14 protein-coding genes are annotated in these 16,525 nt (G+C 41.9%); 7 read left to right on the top strand and 7 right to left on the bottom strand.

Annotation, left to right across the window (positions count from 1 at the left end; all coding sequences use genetic code 11):
* Window positions 1-19: 19 nt before the first annotated feature.
* The 7 genes from IPM65_00950 to IPM65_00920 all read left to right on the top strand — a co-directional run bounded on the left by IPM65_00950 (window position 20) and on the right by IPM65_00920 (window position 10,279).
* Window positions 20-850, top strand: a complete 831-nt coding sequence (locus IPM65_00950; GenBank protein ID QQS44158.1) for a YidC/Oxa1 family membrane protein insertase — start codon at window positions 20-22, stop codon at window positions 848-850.
* 43 nt (window positions 851-893) lie between these two features.
* On the top strand, window positions 894-1,568 hold the full coding sequence (locus IPM65_00945) for an IS1595 family transposase (protein QQS44157.1): 675 nt from the start codon (window positions 894-896) through the stop codon (window positions 1,566-1,568).
* A gap of 29 nt (window positions 1,569-1,597) precedes the next feature.
* The gene (locus IPM65_00940) at window positions 1,598-2,116 is read left to right on the top strand and encodes a KH domain-containing protein (GenBank protein ID QQS44156.1); all 519 of its coding nucleotides are present in this window, start codon (window positions 1,598-1,600) and stop codon (window positions 2,114-2,116) included.
* Between the two features lie 45 nt (window positions 2,117-2,161).
* Window positions 2,162-2,365 (top strand): hypothetical protein, encoded by a 204-nt coding sequence (locus IPM65_00935; GenBank protein QQS44155.1) that lies wholly within the window; start codon window positions 2,162-2,164, stop codon window positions 2,363-2,365.
* Window positions 2,366-2,447: 82 nt separating this feature from the next.
* Window positions 2,448-6,482: a hypothetical protein gene (locus IPM65_00930; protein ID QQS44154.1), complete on the top strand. Its 4,035-nt coding sequence runs from the start codon at window positions 2,448-2,450 to the stop codon at window positions 6,480-6,482.
* Between the two features lie 46 nt (window positions 6,483-6,528).
* Entirely contained in the window at window positions 6,529-8,583 is a 2,055-nt protein-coding gene (locus tag IPM65_00925) for a hypothetical protein (protein QQS44153.1), read from the top strand.
* Window positions 8,584-8,683: 100 nt separating this feature from the next.
* Entirely contained in the window at window positions 8,684-10,279 is a 1,596-nt protein-coding gene (locus IPM65_00920) for a hypothetical protein (GenBank protein QQS44152.1), read from the top strand.
* Window positions 10,280-10,400: 121 nt separating this feature from the next.
* Here IPM65_00920 and IPM65_00915 read toward each other — a convergent pair whose 3' ends face one another.
* The 7 genes from IPM65_00915 to IPM65_00885 are packed head-to-tail and all read right to left on the bottom strand — an operon-like array spanning window position 10,401 to window position 16,520.
* Window positions 10,401-12,095, bottom strand: coding sequence for a hypothetical protein (locus IPM65_00915; GenBank protein QQS44151.1), 1,695 nt, complete (start codon window positions 12,093-12,095; stop codon window positions 10,401-10,403).
* Window positions 12,096-12,140: 45 nt separating this feature from the next.
* Window positions 12,141-12,701: a hypothetical protein gene (locus IPM65_00910; GenBank protein ID QQS44150.1), complete on the bottom strand. Its 561-nt coding sequence runs from the start codon at window positions 12,699-12,701 to the stop codon at window positions 12,141-12,143.
* The gene (locus IPM65_00905) at window positions 12,698-13,603 is read right to left on the bottom strand and encodes a hypothetical protein (protein QQS44149.1); all 906 of its coding nucleotides are present in this window, start codon (window positions 13,601-13,603) and stop codon (window positions 12,698-12,700) included. The genes IPM65_00910 and IPM65_00905 overlap by 4 nt, the downstream gene beginning before the upstream one ends.
* Entirely contained in the window at window positions 13,596-14,198 is a 603-nt protein-coding gene (locus tag IPM65_00900; GenBank protein ID QQS44148.1) for a hypothetical protein, read from the bottom strand. Before IPM65_00900 ends, IPM65_00905 begins: the two co-directional genes overlap by 8 nt.
* Window positions 14,192-15,016: an N-acetylmuramoyl-L-alanine amidase gene (locus IPM65_00895; protein QQS44147.1), complete on the bottom strand. Its 825-nt coding sequence runs from the start codon at window positions 15,014-15,016 to the stop codon at window positions 14,192-14,194. Before IPM65_00895 ends, IPM65_00900 begins: the two co-directional genes overlap by 7 nt.
* A 3-nt stretch (window positions 15,017-15,019) precedes the next feature.
* On the bottom strand, window positions 15,020-15,745 hold the full coding sequence (locus IPM65_00890) for an Ig-like domain-containing protein (protein QQS44146.1): 726 nt from the start codon (window positions 15,743-15,745) through the stop codon (window positions 15,020-15,022).
* A 1-nt stretch (window position 15,746) separates the two neighbouring features.
* Window positions 15,747-16,520, bottom strand: a complete 774-nt coding sequence (locus IPM65_00885; GenBank protein QQS44145.1) for a CHAP domain-containing protein — start codon at window positions 16,518-16,520, stop codon at window positions 15,747-15,749.
* Window positions 16,521-16,525: the final 5 nt, after the last annotated feature.

Raw genomic sequence — 16,525 nt, 5'->3', positions numbered from 1 at the left:
ATAAATTATCACTTTAATTGTGCCGCAATTTCTTATTGATTTTTTTAACCTGATTTTCATTCAGCCGGTAACGAATGCACTGGTCGTTTTCTATGACATATTTGTCAGGATAGGATTGCCGGGCGCCTTCGGATTTGCCATTATTGCAATTACGGTGCTGATAAGGCTTCTCATGCATCCCTTCTTCCGTCAGCAGCTGGATACCGCAAAAAAGATGAAGGAAATCAAACCTCATCTTGATGCTTTGCAGAAAAAACACAAAAAAGATCCTCAAACCCTGCAAAAAGAACAAATGCGTATCTACCAGGAGGCCGGAATTAACCCGGCTGCCGGCTGTCTTTTTGCCATTCTTCAAATCCCGCTTATTTACGGTCTGTATCACACACTACAACTCTTTTTGACGAATGATAAAGACGGAAAAATCGTCCGGGAGATCAACGACAAACTGTATCATCCGGCTCTCACCATTTCTCAGATAGATCCGAATTTTTTTGTTTATAACCTTGCGTTATCACCGGCACAGTCAGGTCTGTGGTATTACTACCTGGTACCGGTAATAACTGCGGTTTTGCAGTATTTCCAGTCGAAAGTCACGATGCCGCAAATGGATGAACCGAAAAAAACTGACTCTAATGAACTGAAAAAGAAAGATGCAAAAGAAGAACCAAGTACGGCAGATGAATTCCAGAGAGCGATGGGTACACAAATGAAATATATATTCCCGGTTATGATCGGGTATTTTTCATATACTCTCCCTCTCGGCTTGTCGCTGTATTGGAATACGTTTTCGCTATTTAGTATAATCCAGCATTATATTGATGAGAGAAAAGCAAAGTCAGTAACTAAGTAATTAGTAAGGCTCTAGACTAGCAGAGTAGTGCTAAACTAGAGGTATGGTTTGTAACAATAGGCCGATATCAAAATACAAGAGAAAAAAGATACTATGGTGTTTTGCACACGATCTGAGTGCTACACAGACCTCTGGTATTTTGGGTCTCAACCGCAATACAGTCAACAAATATTACAATAATATTCGTCAACTCATATATCATCACCAAGTGCACCAGATGCAACGATATGTTGGTGGTGAGATAGAAATTGATGAATCATACTTTGGACCTCGAAGGATGAGAGGCAAGTCAAGTAAAAGAGGTCGTGGGACGTCATTTAAGCAGGTAGTATTTGGGATATATGAGCGTCAAGGACGTGTATTTACTCGTATCATTCCAAACTGTAAAAGAAGAACGCTACATGCTGTTATGAAGGGAAAGATTGACTTGAACAGTACTGTATATTCAGATTCGTGGAGCGGATACAACGGACTTGTTGATGTCGGGTATGACAAACATTTGAGAATCAATCACAAGAAAAATGAGTTCTCAAATACAAAAGGGGTCCATATCAATGGCATAGAGTCATTCTGGTCCTTTTGTAAAAGACGTCTCGTTAAGTTCAATGGTGTAAAGAAAAACTTTCCATTACACTTGAAAGAGTGTGAATGGAGATGGAGCAAATCCCCATCGATCCTTTACAATGAACTATTACAAATTGTTAATGTGCTAGTCTAGAGCCTTAGTAATTAATAATTGTTCAATTTATGGAAAAAGCAGAAATCATAAAAAAACACACTCAGGACCTTCTCAATAAAATGGTTGAGAATGCCGAAGTAGAAGTCACGGAAGAAGAAGGCATGTATCATGTCAATATTAAAACCGATGATGAAGCCCCTACAGTGATCGGACGTCATGGTGAAACGATTCGTGCATTACAGAAGATTCTTGAGGTAATAATCTTCAAAGAAACAGGTGAAAAAGCGGACCTGCTCATCAACGTCAATGATTATCGTGAGAAGCAGATCGAAAGACTTGAATATATTGCCGATCAGGCAGCGACAAAAGTACAGGACAGACAGTCTGCGACGTATCTTCGGGGTTTTTCGTCATATGAAAGACGCATCATGCATGAATACATCGCAAAGACCTACCCTGATCTGACCAGTTATTCAATAGGGGAAGGCCGGGACAGACGATTGGTGGTAGATGTCGCGCGTGAGAATGATGAACATCGTGAAGAAGTCGAAGAACGGGAAGAAGATATCAAAATTGATATTGAATAACCGCAACTCTGGAAATCAGAAGGCTTAAGATGCTATACTTTTTCTATGAAAAGAGTATTAGTCATCTTAAGCCTTTTTCTGTTACCGGCAATCTTCTTGTTTGATCTCATTATCTTTTTCGGAATGAGTTCTGCCGTCACCTGTCTTCATTGTGATGTTTCACAGTATATGCGGACTTCCTCAATGTCATTTCATGTTATCTCCAGTTCATGGACGATCTTAAAGGATTTAGTATATAGAAAAGTATAAATATATATAAAAATAATATTTTATATATCAAAATATATCATAATTCTTCTATTCTTCCTCTTTTCTTGCTATACTTTCTCTTATGACTGTCAATCAAGAATCACAACCCGGTGGTCAGAACCCAAACCGATCAAATGAGAGATCAAACGGCGGGAACGGATCGTCTGAAAGACGGCGTGAGAGTATGGAGTTCAGACAGGCCAGAAGACAGATTGAGGACTATAAGGCGAACAAAGACCAGGTGGATGAGCAGCAGAAAGATAGAATTCGTATTGCTGTCACTCAAAGTATTAAATCCGATATCCAGTCAAAATCACGGGAAGCCGAAATGACTTCTAAAACGATCGAATTAAGTGGAGGACAGGTGTCACGTGATATTGCACCTGTTGTAAACAGTGTACATGATTCGATTGACTTATTTAAAGTTGCAGCACAGGAAGGGCTTATTACCAAACCGGCTGATCCCACTTCGGCAGCATTTTTTGACAAACTTGTGCTAAAACTTTCCAGGGGCTTTAGTCCCTCTGATGCTCCATATATCCAAGCGATTATTAATGGCTTAATAAATAATCCTGATTATATACGATTTTCCAGTGCAGGTGCTCCTCCTACCCCATTAGAAACAGATCTCAAAGATATTCTGGGAACCGGTCGAAGTGGGTCTTTAGCAAAATCTTTCCTTACGGACATAGTGAATGAAATGATTGATGAAGGTACAATAACCAACATCACTCAAGAAGATTTAACAAACAAAAAATCCGAAGCCAGACAGGCCCGTGCGACGGAACTTGAGGCACAGCGGGAAGAAATCCGACAGGCGATGGATGAGATGCAGGGCGCTTCGGAATTTACGAGAAATGAAGATAAATACCTTGCGAATCTTATTGAACAGGGAGGGGCAGATGATCCGGATGTCAAGTTGGCCAGTCAGCTGCTTCGTCATATGGAATCTCCTGAACGGTTCAGGGACTTTTACAAAGAAATATATGAACGGAAACTGCGTGAGGATCCGAAAGTACTTGCAATAGCTGATCCCGAGAAGCGCAAGGAACGTGCTTCTAAAGAAGCTACACATGAAATCAACAAAACATTGATTTACATGGTACACAAAATCTTTGCACCGGTCATCGATGGAGGGTCAAAGAAACCGTTTGCACAACTTGTCTCAGATGCAAGTACCGGGTACATGCTCAATCCGCAAACTGTTTTTTACAATCTGAAAAAGAAAATCATGTATTTGGCTCATCCGATCAGTGAGCGGGATACAAAATGGGAAGAAGACGGTATCAAATACTATCAGTACCGAAATACAAAAAAGAAGACGTGGGTACCCCGTGAAGGAGATAAAGGGGAATCTGTAGTCCTGGGTAAGTTCGTTGAGGAAACGGAAAGTATGGAACTTCGGGAGAGCAGCTACAAAGAGTTTCTTGAAAATATGTACCTTTCGATTGATGCTGAAAAAGATCTTCTTGAGACCGGTATAAACTTCAATTATCTGATGTCCACAGGACAGACGCAGGAACAGCAATCTTTCTTTCAGCAGGCTGCCCAATATGCCAAGCAAACCCTTCCTGCCAACCGCCTTGATGAACTGTATAAGCTACCGTTTGCCGATCTTGTAGAAGCAGCAAAGATTCAGCTCAGCAGCTACTACAAGAAAAAGATGGCGATGAATCACTGGCGCAAAGACCCCGAGGTCCTTCTTGGACTTTTTGAGAATATGAATGAAGTGGAAAGCGAGGCTCTGAAAGACATGATCCACAACTTCGGCGATATGCCTGAGTGGGTTATCAAACGCGCAATCATCCATGCGCGTATGCATTTGTCCTTGGTAAATCTGGAGATTCATGCACTTTCAAGTTATTCTCATGCTCCAGTTACCGATCTGGCAAAACCTACGTACCGTGACCCTGCTCTGAAGAACTTGGATGTGTTTAGAACTTGGTATGGAGCCGAAATGTGGCAGGTTACGGATGCTTACGTGAAAGGCATGGCGTTCATGCCGCAGCCTAATCGTGACTGGTATATCGAGGACTGGGTGCATGAAGATATTACGGCAGAAGGAAGAGATATTTATGACCAATCATTCCTGCTTGGGAATATGGCTGTAGTCGATAGAAAAAATTATAACGAGAAAATGCTCCCCAATATCATGGAACTGAATCCGATGGGTAATGGAGGAGTTGAAATACAACTGGGATGGCGCATGAAATATGCGATGTATCCGTGGCTGCAGGACATGCTTGATCCATTGAACAATGAAAATCAGCTTGATCTCAGTGCTGCGAAAGATCCTGAACATCATGCTCTTGAGTATGGATGGAAACGTATCGAAAACATAAGTGCCAATATGCTTAAAATCTATAGAGATGAGTTTTTGTGGGGGCATGAAAATGCGTACATGAAAGAAACGGAAGGCGGCGGTGTCAAGCAGGAAAAGCATTACGAAAACTTTTTCAAATTTTTATACCGACGGTACTTCAAAGACGGACTTGGGAAAGACGGTTTTTATCCTGATGTCAATTCAGAGCAGGAGTTTTGGGAAAAGAAAATAAGGCCAATTCTGCACCAAAAGACACAACCGGGGAAAGGTGAATCTATAAAGTCAGCAAAAAACAGGAATTTAGAAAATAAAATCGGAAGCTTGAAGGAGATAGTCAATAATGCCCTAACCATCGTCGCTTTCGAACGTGTCCCGATGGATTTCGTCTTCATGGAAAGTTCAACAAGATCACAAAATGGTGTGACACTTCTTCAGGAATTGCAGGATCATTTTCACACAACTGAAGGTACTTCTGTTCAAGAACTTGACAATTCGTTTGATGATATTCTATTTGTTCAACAAAAAGCAAGAACCGCTTCGATTGAGCAGATGAATGATCATATCAGAAAGCAAACAGACAATGGTGATAAGGTTAAAACACTTTATGGAGAAAATATTGAGAGTCTTAAAGCAGACAGAAGTGATATTGAAATTGTGGAAGGACAGGAAAAGAAAGGATACGCTCTCGATTCTGATGTTATCAAAAAAGTACTTGAGCAAAAATATCAGGGAATTTCTCATTTAAGTCAGGAGGAAAAGGATAAACGAATCAACAGAGCACTTGCCGTTTATGAACAGATAAAGGCCCGTATGATCCAAAAACCGCAGGAAAATCCACACGCTGAAAAGCCTGTTGTCACAGACACACGGAAAAAAATGGCAATGAAAATGCACAAAATTAATCCGAATGACAAAGCTGCCGTTGAGCGTTTTGAAGATGAGTATCCTGAAGAACTCAAACGAAAGTATCGGGAGTACTATAATAATACAGTAACAAACCGCCTGACATGGTCAAAAGGCGAGATCATTGGTGCGACTTCCGGTATGCCGATAAATGATACAGCGTATCAGTACCTGGAGTTGGTTCGCGGAGGGCGTGATATGGTACAGCGGTCCATAAGTGCAATCGCGAGCATGCAGGAGCGATATAAGAACGATGTCACCGGAGGCGGACTGCTCTCTGCTTTGAAAAAATATTATCGAAAGGAAGATCTTGAAGCATTGCATGAACTTATTACCGAAATGCGTACCTCGATCAAAGACGAAGATGAAGACCAGGCAAATCAAATGGCGATGCGTGTTCTTGAGAATGCTATGAATGTCATGAGAATCAATTCAGAAGCGGAGAATTTTCTTGTTGAAGCACAATACATGACACAGCACCGCTTAAGATCGGCATTCTCTACTGTAGTTAAAGAAGGTCCGGAATATCCTTTGCATAGGGAAGATCGATATAGAATCGTGACGGATTTTCTGCATTACGCACAGTTTCCTAAGAGAACTCCGGAAAGTGCAAAAGTTTACGAAACGGTACCGTCATATCAGGAAAGATGGGCAGATAAAGGATGGATTGGAGAACAGGTAGGCAAAGTTGCAGATATGTTATTTGGAACTCAAGATGGTAATGTCGTACGTAATAAATGGGCTGAGATGTCTGGTGATGGACTCAGAGATCGTGAAATAGCAAATATTGCTCATCTTATTATGCGTGAAGGGCCAAAATATATGATATTGGTAGCACTTGCCGTACTTATTCTGGCAGCGAAAAGAGGCTTTGAAGAAAATGAGAGTTAATCTTCGATTATTGTATTTTCACTCAAGTATAAAGTATGATTAAGTAATGAGATGGAAACTTTTACTTCTTGTTGGGGCTTTATTGGTTGTTCCTCGAGTTTTTGCGCAGGAAAAAACAATAAACCCACAGCTTCAAGAGCTTCTTATACAGCAGGGACGTATGAGCTGTGATGCAGGACTTCGAGGATCTATGGTAGACAGACAGGGCGTTTCACAAAAACTTGAGCAAGCAGATCCATCAGTGTTGCAATACTGTACGAATAATTCTTCTTATAAATGTTCCTCTACTGAGTTTAAAAGTATGGTTTGTAGCAATTTAGCAATAGGGAATTTGTGGTGGCAGTCAGGTGATTATCATGATTGTAAGGATTACTGTGAAAAATGGGGTACAAATGGCGATTATTTGATACGTCTGTATGAACAAAAAGTTACCCCAAATGAACCCACTTCAACACCGGTTCCATTACCATCTCCAACAACTGAGCCAAAGCAAATATCATACTGCACTAAGTCAGATGGTGCAACAGTTCCAAGCTGTGAAGATACTGCCGTATTCACTACCGTTCAAGGCTGTGATTCAGTAGCTTTGAATGAAGCAATTGACGCACTACCGCCGACTCACAATTTTTGGAATTGCGGTATTCCAGTTGATCCTAATGCTGATAATCGAACACGCTCTGACGCTCTTACGGATTGTGCATTGCTTCAATATGAACAGATATTTAACTCTTGGGGTGGAGGCTCTGCATTTGTTTGTCACCAAAATTGGCTTTTGACGAAAGATGCAGATGGCGAGTATGATCCGAGCAGACAGGTTCCTAATCACGAAGCACGAGACCGGTTTGTTATCCGTTTTCTGAATAAAAATATTGAGGCAGGTTCTATAACAGAAATACCTCCTGAATATGATTTTGTTCCGGAGGCGACCATAGACAATTTTGAGAAGCAGTTGGAGATGACGGTGTGCGGGTTGGAGGAGGGGGGAGCGTGTTGTTTAGGTGGGGTAGCGATCGATATGCAGGCACCGCCGGATTTTTCAGATCCGACACTGGCAAAGAAGAACAACTGGTTTACGAATTTGTTTTCGGAGGAGACAAAGCAAAAGATCATAGGACTTTTCACGGGGGGTATCAATCCGGCAGAGGAGTTGACAAGCAGTATGGATATGTGTACGGGGACGATAAACGGGGAGGATGGACAGGAGGTTCCATTGGTACCGAATCCGTATCGGGTAACAGTGGATGATGAAGGAAATGTGGTAGGAACGAGAGAAGCAATCACAAAGAAGGAGGAACTAGATGAGATATGGGATTGGATAAAGCCGGCACAGAATGCGGTACCTTCGGCAAAGACCGAGGCATGGGAAGAGGCCCGGGAGAAATTTCGGCAAGGGTTTGGAGATGGGAAGTCAGTAGCCTGTTACTGTGAGGTACCGGAGACGAGCGTAGAGGGGGTAACAAGCGGAGGAGAAGTGAGAGGAGTAACGGTTAATCCGGATGATTATCCGTATGGGACGCGGTGGAATCCTGCGAGAGGCATGAATGTGAGAAGTGCGTTTGAGAGTAATTACTGTGCGAAGTTGACGGATGAGGAGATAGAGAAGAGATTTGGATATGACAGTACGGGGATGGATGCTCTTAATCGGGGAGATGAATGTTCGAAAGTCATGGCAGATACATATTTTAAGGCACATGAGATTTGTAAATCGATCAAGGATGTGAAGGATTCGGATGGGAACTATGACAAGGAGGAATTTGCGAAGTGTTTTGATTGTATGATGGACAAGGATGGGGTATGGACAGCATTTGGATGTATGTATTCGGATTTCAGTAAGACATTAAATGAGAGAGTATTTGGACTGGCGATCAGCTTTGCAGGGATGATAGCATTAGGATGTATTATTTATGCTTCATTTTTGATGCAGACATCGGCAGGGAATCCGGAGCGTACGGGGAAGGCTCAGGAGCTGATGACAGCATGTATTACGGGATTGATAGTGATCATATTTTCGATATTCATTTTGCGAGTGATTGGAGTAGATATTCTCAGGTTACCGGGATTTGGAGGTCCTTCTCCAACTCCCATACCATCTTCAGAGTGAGTATCTACCTGTAATGGTGCCTCTGTCTGTTCTCTTCACTGTAGCGATCTCACAGTGTTTTAGCTCCACAAACGATTGTCATTATGGTTATAATCATAGTATGTCATTCATCCCTAATAAGCTTCTATTCTCTCTTTTTGTTTTAATGGTTTTCCTTTTCATAATTCCTAAAGCTGTTTCTGCACAAGATGCCTGCACACAAAAACTCACCAGTATTATTGATGAATATACAGCAAAGCCTTTTAATGATAGTGCTTTTAAATGTACCAATTCCGGTTCTATAAATGATGAATATTGGAATACTTGTTTTGAAAATTATTACAATGTTGTTATTGCTCTTCAATTAACCGGATTATCTTGTACGACTACTCAATTAACTTTATTCGAAAATCAACTAAAACCCATTTATATTCAGAAAGCTAAAGAATGGTTTGATAGTATTCCTTTAACACCTGTCACAAATGTACTTACGCCACGCCCTGAAATAACACCATCTGCTGATACCATAGGCAATTTTGAGAAGCAGTTGGAGATGACGGTGTGCGGGTTGGAGGAGGGGGGAGCGTGTTGTTTAGGTGGGGTAGCGATCGATATGCAGGCACCGCCGGATTTTTCAGATCCGACACTGGCAAAGAAGAACAACTGGTTTACGAATTTGTTTTCGGAGGAGACAAAGCAAAAGATCATAGGACTTTTCACGGGGGGTATCAATCCGGCAGAGGAGTTGACAAGCAGTATGGATATGTGTACGGGGACGATAAACGGGGAGGATGGACAGGAGGTTCCATTGGTACCGAATCCGTATCGGGTAACAGTGGATGATGAAGGAAATGTGGTAGGAACGAGAGAAGCAATCACAAAGAAGGAGGAACTAGATGAGATATGGGATTGGATAAAGCCGGCACAGAATGCGGTACCTTCGGCAAAGACCGAGGCATGGGAAGAGGCCCGGGAGAAATTTCGGCAAGGGTTTGGAGATGGGAAGTCAGTAGCCTGTTACTGTGAGGTACCGGAGACGAGCGTAGAGGGGGTAACAAGCGGAGGAGAAGTGAGAGGAGTAACGGTTAATCCGGATGATTATCCGTATGGGACGCGGTGGAATCCTGCGAGAGGCATGAATGTGAGAAGTGCGTTTGAGAGTAATTACTGTGCGAAGTTGACGGATGAGGAGATAGAGAAGAGATTTGGATATGACAGTACGGGGATGGATGCTCTTAATCGGGGAGATGAATGTTCGAAAGTCATGGCAGATACATATTTTAAGGCACATGAGATTTGTAAATCGATCAAGGATGTGAAGGATTCGGATGGGAACTATGACAAGGAGGAATTTGCGAAGTGTTTTGATTGTATGATGGACAAGGATGGGGTATGGACAGCATTTGGATGTATGTATTCGGATTTCAGTAAGACATTAAATGAGAGAGTATTTGGACTGGCGATCAGCTTTGCAGGGATGATAGCATTAGGATGTATTATTTATGCTTCATTTTTGATGCAGACATCGGCAGGGAATCCGGAGCGTACGGGGAAGGCTCAGGAGCTGATGACGGCATGTATTACGGGGCTTATTGTGATTATCTTCTCGATCTTTATATTGAGAGTGATTGGAGTAGATATTCTTAGGTTACCGGGTTTCGTAGGACCTACTCCGACTCCCACCCCCCGACCTTCACTCCCCGCTGATAGAATCTGAAGAAGTTAGTACTATGTAAGGTTTTTCTAGTAATTAGGTGTTTTATACTTTGACATTGATAATCTAAGAAAACACTGTTGTAGGTATGTTTCTGCTAGTTCAGACAATGAAAGAGGATGGTTTAAGTTTTCCCCCAACTTCGAATCTTTTCAGCATATTTACTCATAAATGGCATGGTATCCATCCAGCCCTTATTGGGATCATATCCGACAGCTGATTGTTTCCAGCTTTGGAGATTAGCCCCAAGACCAAGACCACCTGTAAAGATAGTTGCTCCTGCAAAGAAAGTCCCGAGTCCAAATTTCAATCCCGTATCCTGTACTCCTATCCATCCTTTTACCATTTTTACAAAATCGGGAATCATCAGCACAAGTCCAAGTGCAATAATGGTATTGAAATCGTCTGTTTGGAACCCATATAAAAATGGCAATTTGAATGTATTCTCAATTCCGAAGCCACCAATTAAATGACCAAAGGGATGATCCATATCCCGAACATTCACTGCGAGAACGGCGTTGCCTACTAGTGTAAGGACAATTACTGTTGGAAATGTTATAAGCTCTCCTATAAGGTTTCGTAACCACCAGCCGATATTTCCGTTTCCTGGTATAGCGCTAAAGAGCAAAATAATTGGCGCAAAAATAATGTAAAGTAAAATTTTAATATAAGACTCGAGCAGCATAAAAAATATCCGGAATACAAAGAGTAGCACTGTGAGCATAATAATTCCCCCAAAAATTAATCCGGGTCCCCATATAACTAATGCTCCGAAGAGTACTGATAATAAGACCACATGCGGAATACCTGCCAAGTTTCCAGAACTAAATCCGGCAAGGGAGAGTCCCTTAAATAAGTCTGCAATTTTACCTGTCATCCATCCGAACTTATCAGCAGCAGTAACTGCAAGCGGTACAACCATTGCAATATGAAACATGTTTTGTACTGATGCTGGCATGAGTCTCCATAAACTGTTACCTACGGAAAAATATGTACCACCGCCGTCTGGCCAGATTTGCCAAATACCGGCTGTCATATACTGATTGAGATATTCCTTTGCAGAGGAATATTCGCCTGTAAGAGCATCTTGTTGAATCGCAACATCAAAGAATAAACCAACGCTAATGGCGATTAATGTATACATAAGGTCAATCAAGAAACCTGCTATTGGGAATGAAAATGTAATCATAATCATTGCGATTACAATTCGTGGGAGGGCAGCCTCAATGCTTACTGCGGCTCCTCCGAGATTAACTCTAAACATTATCATGAATCCTATCGTTATCATGACCAACACTAAGATAAGATAAGCAATATCCCTAAACAGCTTCCAAATTTCCATATAACTTGCAATAGATGCGAAGCCCACTCCCGTTGCAGCATAAGTCTCCGGTACAAAACCAGCATCACGGAAACCGTCTTTCAGCCAGGCTATCCCGGATGCTGGAGGATTTGCATACGGTGCTGTGATCCATCCGGTTATGATTCCTGAAAGGCTATTTCTGACGTTCATATTTGCATCTTCGGGATTGTCGGTACAAGCTTCTCCTATGATGTTACACATCCATCCTTGATATACAAACAGTTTTGCTTTACCTTCCGATGAAGTATCTTTTTTCATAGCTTCGATATTCATATATATTCTTTCTCGTTGAACAGACATATATGAAGCGTTATCCTGAATTTTTTTATCTTGCCTAAAGAAGAAAAATAAAGAAATAACTGAGGTAAAAACCAGTAAAACAATCATTATTCGTTTCACGACATGGAAAGCATACTTGGAGAATCCAAAACCCATTAAAAGCAGATACTTAAACATACAATTCATTCTACTGCAAAACGGAAAAGAAAGTCAACGACGGATTTATTCCGAAAGCCATTTGGCAGACCGGTCACCTATGATTGCTCTGTCGCCCCATTGGATGATTATTTCTGAAGGATTGATTTCCTGTTCTTCGAGAAAAAGCATAACTTCACTTACTCCGGCCAGAAATGCTTGTTTTTGAGTCTCATAATCGGACGAATCTTCGGGAATCTGATAGTCCGGGCCGAAAATATGGACGAGTAAAGTCCACTCATTTGAAATTGTTGATGTAGGAGGAATGGAAACTTCGACTTCTGTTCCGTCTTCAGTTGTGAAAATTTTATAAAAGGGAAGCGCTGATTGAAGCTTTTGTAATGACTGAACGGAGGTCTTTACTTCAGGAGAATCAGTATCAATCCCTCCTCCCTTTTCATCAGGAACCCGGGGAACTTCCGTAATTTCAATTACCTTTTGTACTTCCTTCTTTATAACTTCGGGATTTGTCTCAGGAGTAGCGGTTTCTTTCCGTTGTGTTATCACATTCAGTATTAAGATTATCAGAACAAGTACTCCGACCAGAGCAGAGATCAATATAATAATTTTTTTGTTAGTTAGTTTCATAAGTTTGTCAGGATCCTTGCAACACTCAAAGCTCCGATTCTTTGAAAGATTCGCGGCGGATTACATGTCGTATAGTCGGCACAGTACACAAGATACATTGTCTCATGCTTCTTATCAAATTGGCTCATCGGGTAAATATGATCATCATTGTCAAACGAAGGCGGGCAGTGTGCATAGGGGGTTTTTCCGCAGTTTCTGTTTCCGAGTCCGTTGTATCTTCCCAGCGCATAGGCGAGTTCCTGCAGAGTTTGAGGAACTCTTCCCTGAATTTTTCCTTTGAGGTGATTTCCTCCATAGATGCAGCTGTCAACCAGATTCCTAAAACCGCATCCTCCCCCTCCGAGAGGAACCGGCCGGCCTTCCCCGCCTCCTCCAGAACAATTACCGTACAGATCGGGTTCATTGACACCGAGCTGTCTGCCGCTGACGCAGGATTTATTGCTCCCGCAGTTCCCTTCCATATAGTGAATTCCTGCGATGATTTTCCATGATACTCCTGTCCGCTGCTCTGCAATTTTATATACATTCGCATTCGTCATACAGTTCCTTACGCTTGCAATAATTGCGGGTGAATAGGTAACTTCACTTCCCTGAAGGATATTATCGATCGGGCTTGAAGCGTCGATTGGTGTGGTACTTACCCCGGGCGTTAGACCCGGTGTGATGCCCGCTTCGGAAGTTGGTATAGGAGTGGGTTGGTTATTCCCAGAGGTCCCCGAACCATCAAACAAATCAAAAAGAGATTTCGGAACTTCTTTTATTTTTTCTATTGTAGTTTTCTTTCGTGTGGGATAAACGGCATATCCGTCTCCCCGATCGATCATAGGCATCTCGGCAAATATTACAGAGGTTACGACCAGAAATACAAAAGTAATTACTATTCCGGTAACAAATTTACTCATCATGTTCATGATAGCAGAAACTTAAGGGTAATATTTCACCGCTGTGTTCATTGTTGACGGTGTTGGGCACATATTCATTCACGAAAAGTCTGCAGGCATTCGCACGATCTATCTCCAGGTTTACGAGGAAAGCATTTTCGGCTGCGATTCTGGATTTTTCAAAATCTGTGCCTATCAGGCTGATGGTAAACTCCTGTGTCTTTTCATAAAATACAATCTGGTAATTACTTGTTTCTGCTAGGACGGTATCGCCGTCAACAGTAGTTCGTTCTGCATTTTCCTTAAAATCGTTTACTGCGATGCCGTCTAGTATGATATCTCCTTCTTGAGGAACAGGTGTTGGTGGTGCCGTCGGCACATTTTCATCTGATAGAGGAGTAGGTAATACATAATAGTTAGCAGGAATTTCAGTCGGTGAAATCTGTGCAGTCTGTACGCCCGTTGGATTAATTGGCGTACCCGACACAGTTTCCGTGGGGTTACTGCGATTTCGGACCAGTATTCCCGATATCACCAGAATAAGGATCAGTACTACTGAAGATACTGCAATGATGATTGTATATTTTTTTTCCTGCAGATCAATGAAATTTAACATCGCTCGTTTACTTTTTGCTTAAAAAATTGTAAATAGGATACTCCCGGGTCAGATTTTCCTGATTGAAGTTGATAATGTCCGTAAATTGCCGTTTTCGGTATACTGTACATTTGTATCATTCTGCAGGCGATATCTACGGTCTTGTCCGTCATGATCATAAGCTGTCTGTTTTTTTCCGAACCTGATTGCAGCAGTACTTCATCAAACCATGCACCGGTGATCTCAAAGTTGATAGATCCCGTATTGGCATCTCCACCAGCGCACCATCCCCGCTCGACGGCGTTAGGATAAAGGTTCAGCATTTGTATCACTTCATGGTCATCAACTGCAAACTGACATGAACGGTCGCGATTATTAAGCACGTCAAATGTTGCCTGTGCCGATGACCAACCGGCAGACCAATGGATCACTAGCATGCGCGGCCGGTCGCAGGGAAGATATCTATTGAGATGTCGATAACGCGTACCTGAAATATGAATTCTGGTATTTGCATCCGGACAGCCGGCTGTAGTTTGAGCAGGAGGAAGAGTGGGGTTTGTCTGCGCTGCTGTCGGTACTGGAGACGGTACAGGTGTCCCAGATATGAAGGATGGCTGCTGAGTCGGGATGGGTTGAATTTCATCCGGATTATTATCCTCGTTAAAATCCCAAAAATTAAATAAATTACGAGGTACTTCTTTAATTTTTTCAACACTTTTTTTGCTTGAAGAAGTTGGATAAACTGCATACCCGTCGCCCCGGTCAATCATCGGTATTTCGGCACGAACGGATTGAACGACAGCAAGCAGGGATAGGAAGAAGATAATAATTTTTTTCATATGTTACTGATAACGGACATCCAGGCCGTTAATTTGTTGTTCGGTAAGGCCCTGAAGCTGCAGCCAAGCATTAACAGCCTGCTCGACAGTACTTCGGTCATTGATTTTTGATGTAACGATAAAATAATAGTGAGCAGGGGTTTTGGGTTCAAAATCAGATCTGATTGAAAATGTACTGTCTTCGAAAGGTGTTCTATTAGTAATATATATGTCAGGATGATTAACCCGTTCTTTTTCTTCAACTTCTTCTATGAGGTCATTTGATCGCGTATCAGGAAGAATTTCGCTCAGTGTCCCTTCAGTTACAAATCGATACAGACGGACTTTTTGGTTATCCTGTGGGAAATTGATACTATATGTGTACAATGTACCTTCGGCGAGCGGTTTCCAGGGTGTGATAATCAATACATTATCTTTGATTTCCTGAGAGTAGATTGCGTCTGGACCCATGAAAAAATCAATTTCTTCTTCTTTGGGTTTTCGGGAAAATGTAATGCGGATTGAGGTATTTACACTGACAGTTTGTGCTCTGTCTGATGGTGAAACGGATACGATATCCAGTTCATTATTTTCTATAGTGTTGGTAGGAACAATAATTCCCGTAGGAAGGGTATCAATTTCCTCTTTGACGTCTGTTCCCGCATTTCTTCTCATGTTAAGAAAAAATAAAGTTATTAGAAGTATTATTACGGCAACTGCAAGAATAATAATTAATTTTTTTTGTTTCATGTTAGTTTGGTACCTGAAAACCGGCTATCTGATCAAATGCCCAGGTTTTTTCGTGGCTGACATACCCATTCGCCTGGTAATTACATTCAAAGCCTCGGAATGAATGAGGTCTATTATTCTCGTCATAAATAATTTCAGACACCATTCCGATATGTCCGTATGTCCCGCCTGTCAGAATAAACAAAGAGCCCGGTTTGACTGAATATGCCGAAGAAGCTGAAGTGTAAGGCACATATGTGTATCCCAAGACAGATTGATCCGCATGCTGTTTTGCATTACCCCATCCGAGGTACGGTTTCCCGTTTGCTTTTGCCATGGCGACGGCGCAACCTACACATTGCAGATAGTAGTAATTATCGGCAGAGTATTTCATATCGTTGACAACAGATTGACCGTTTTGGATCCCTGAGACATTTGCGATAGGCTGGACGCAGTAACTGTTTTGTGTCGCTACTATTCCGGTCCCGAACATAGTACAGTTACTGTGAGCCTTCTGTTTGATTGCTTCCATAAGGTTAGCAAGTTGTGTATCATAAATCGGGGCGGGAGGAGGGCCATAAGTAGGCGCAGGTGAAGCGTCTGGTGGTAAGGTTGGATCAGGGGCACCCGTATCTGGAGAAGAATTATTACCGATGTCTTTAAAAAAGTAAAAAAGATTCCTTGCAGGCTTTTTTACCTTTTCTGCAGAGCTTTCCTCATTTGAGGCTCTCGAATAAGTCGCCGAGCTCATAAAAAGCAAAAAAAGTAAGAGTAATAGTATTGATATTTTCTTCATATATC

The organism is Candidatus Roizmanbacteria bacterium (assembly GCA_016700135.1).
Lineage (GTDB): Bacteria > Patescibacteriota > Microgenomatia > UBA1406 > GWC2-37-13 > UBA1450.
This window is presented reverse-complemented; position numbering and strand designations above follow the sequence as displayed.

What these genes read in the sequence shown, in the direction of transcription:
- IPM65_00945 (QQS44157.1), top strand. Translation starts at nt 894, where the DNA reads ATGGTTTGTAACAATAGGCCGATATCAAAATACAAGAGAAAAAAGATA.
- IPM65_00940 (QQS44156.1), top strand. Translation starts at nt 1,598, where the DNA reads ATGGAAAAAGCAGAAATCATAAAAAAACACACTCAGGACCTTCTCAAT.
- IPM65_00935 (QQS44155.1), top strand. Translation starts at nt 2,162, where the DNA reads ATGAAAAGAGTATTAGTCATCTTAAGCCTTTTTCTGTTACCGGCAATC.
- IPM65_00930 (QQS44154.1), top strand. Translation starts at nt 2,448, where the DNA reads ATGACTGTCAATCAAGAATCACAACCCGGTGGTCAGAACCCAAACCGA.
- IPM65_00925 (QQS44153.1), top strand. Translation starts at nt 6,529, where the DNA reads ATGAGATGGAAACTTTTACTTCTTGTTGGGGCTTTATTGGTTGTTCCT.
- IPM65_00920 (QQS44152.1), top strand. Translation starts at nt 8,684, where the DNA reads ATGTCATTCATCCCTAATAAGCTTCTATTCTCTCTTTTTGTTTTAATG.
- IPM65_00915 (QQS44151.1), bottom strand. Translation starts at nt 12,095, where the DNA reads ATGTTTAAGTATCTGCTTTTAATGGGTTTTGGATTCTCCAAGTATGCT.
- IPM65_00910 (QQS44150.1), bottom strand. Translation starts at nt 12,701, where the DNA reads ATGAAACTAACTAACAAAAAAATTATTATATTGATCTCTGCTCTGGTC.
- IPM65_00905 (QQS44149.1), bottom strand. Translation starts at nt 13,603, where the DNA reads ATGAGTAAATTTGTTACCGGAATAGTAATTACTTTTGTATTTCTGGTC.
- IPM65_00900 (QQS44148.1), bottom strand. Translation starts at nt 14,198, where the DNA reads ATGTTAAATTTCATTGATCTGCAGGAAAAAAAATATACAATCATCATT.
- IPM65_00895 (QQS44147.1), bottom strand. Translation starts at nt 15,016, where the DNA reads ATGAAAAAAATTATTATCTTCTTCCTATCCCTGCTTGCTGTCGTTCAA.
- IPM65_00890 (QQS44146.1), bottom strand. Translation starts at nt 15,745, where the DNA reads ATGAAACAAAAAAAATTAATTATTATTCTTGCAGTTGCCGTAATAATA.
- IPM65_00885 (QQS44145.1), bottom strand. Translation starts at nt 16,520, where the DNA reads ATGAAGAAAATATCAATACTATTACTCTTACTTTTTTTGCTTTTTATG.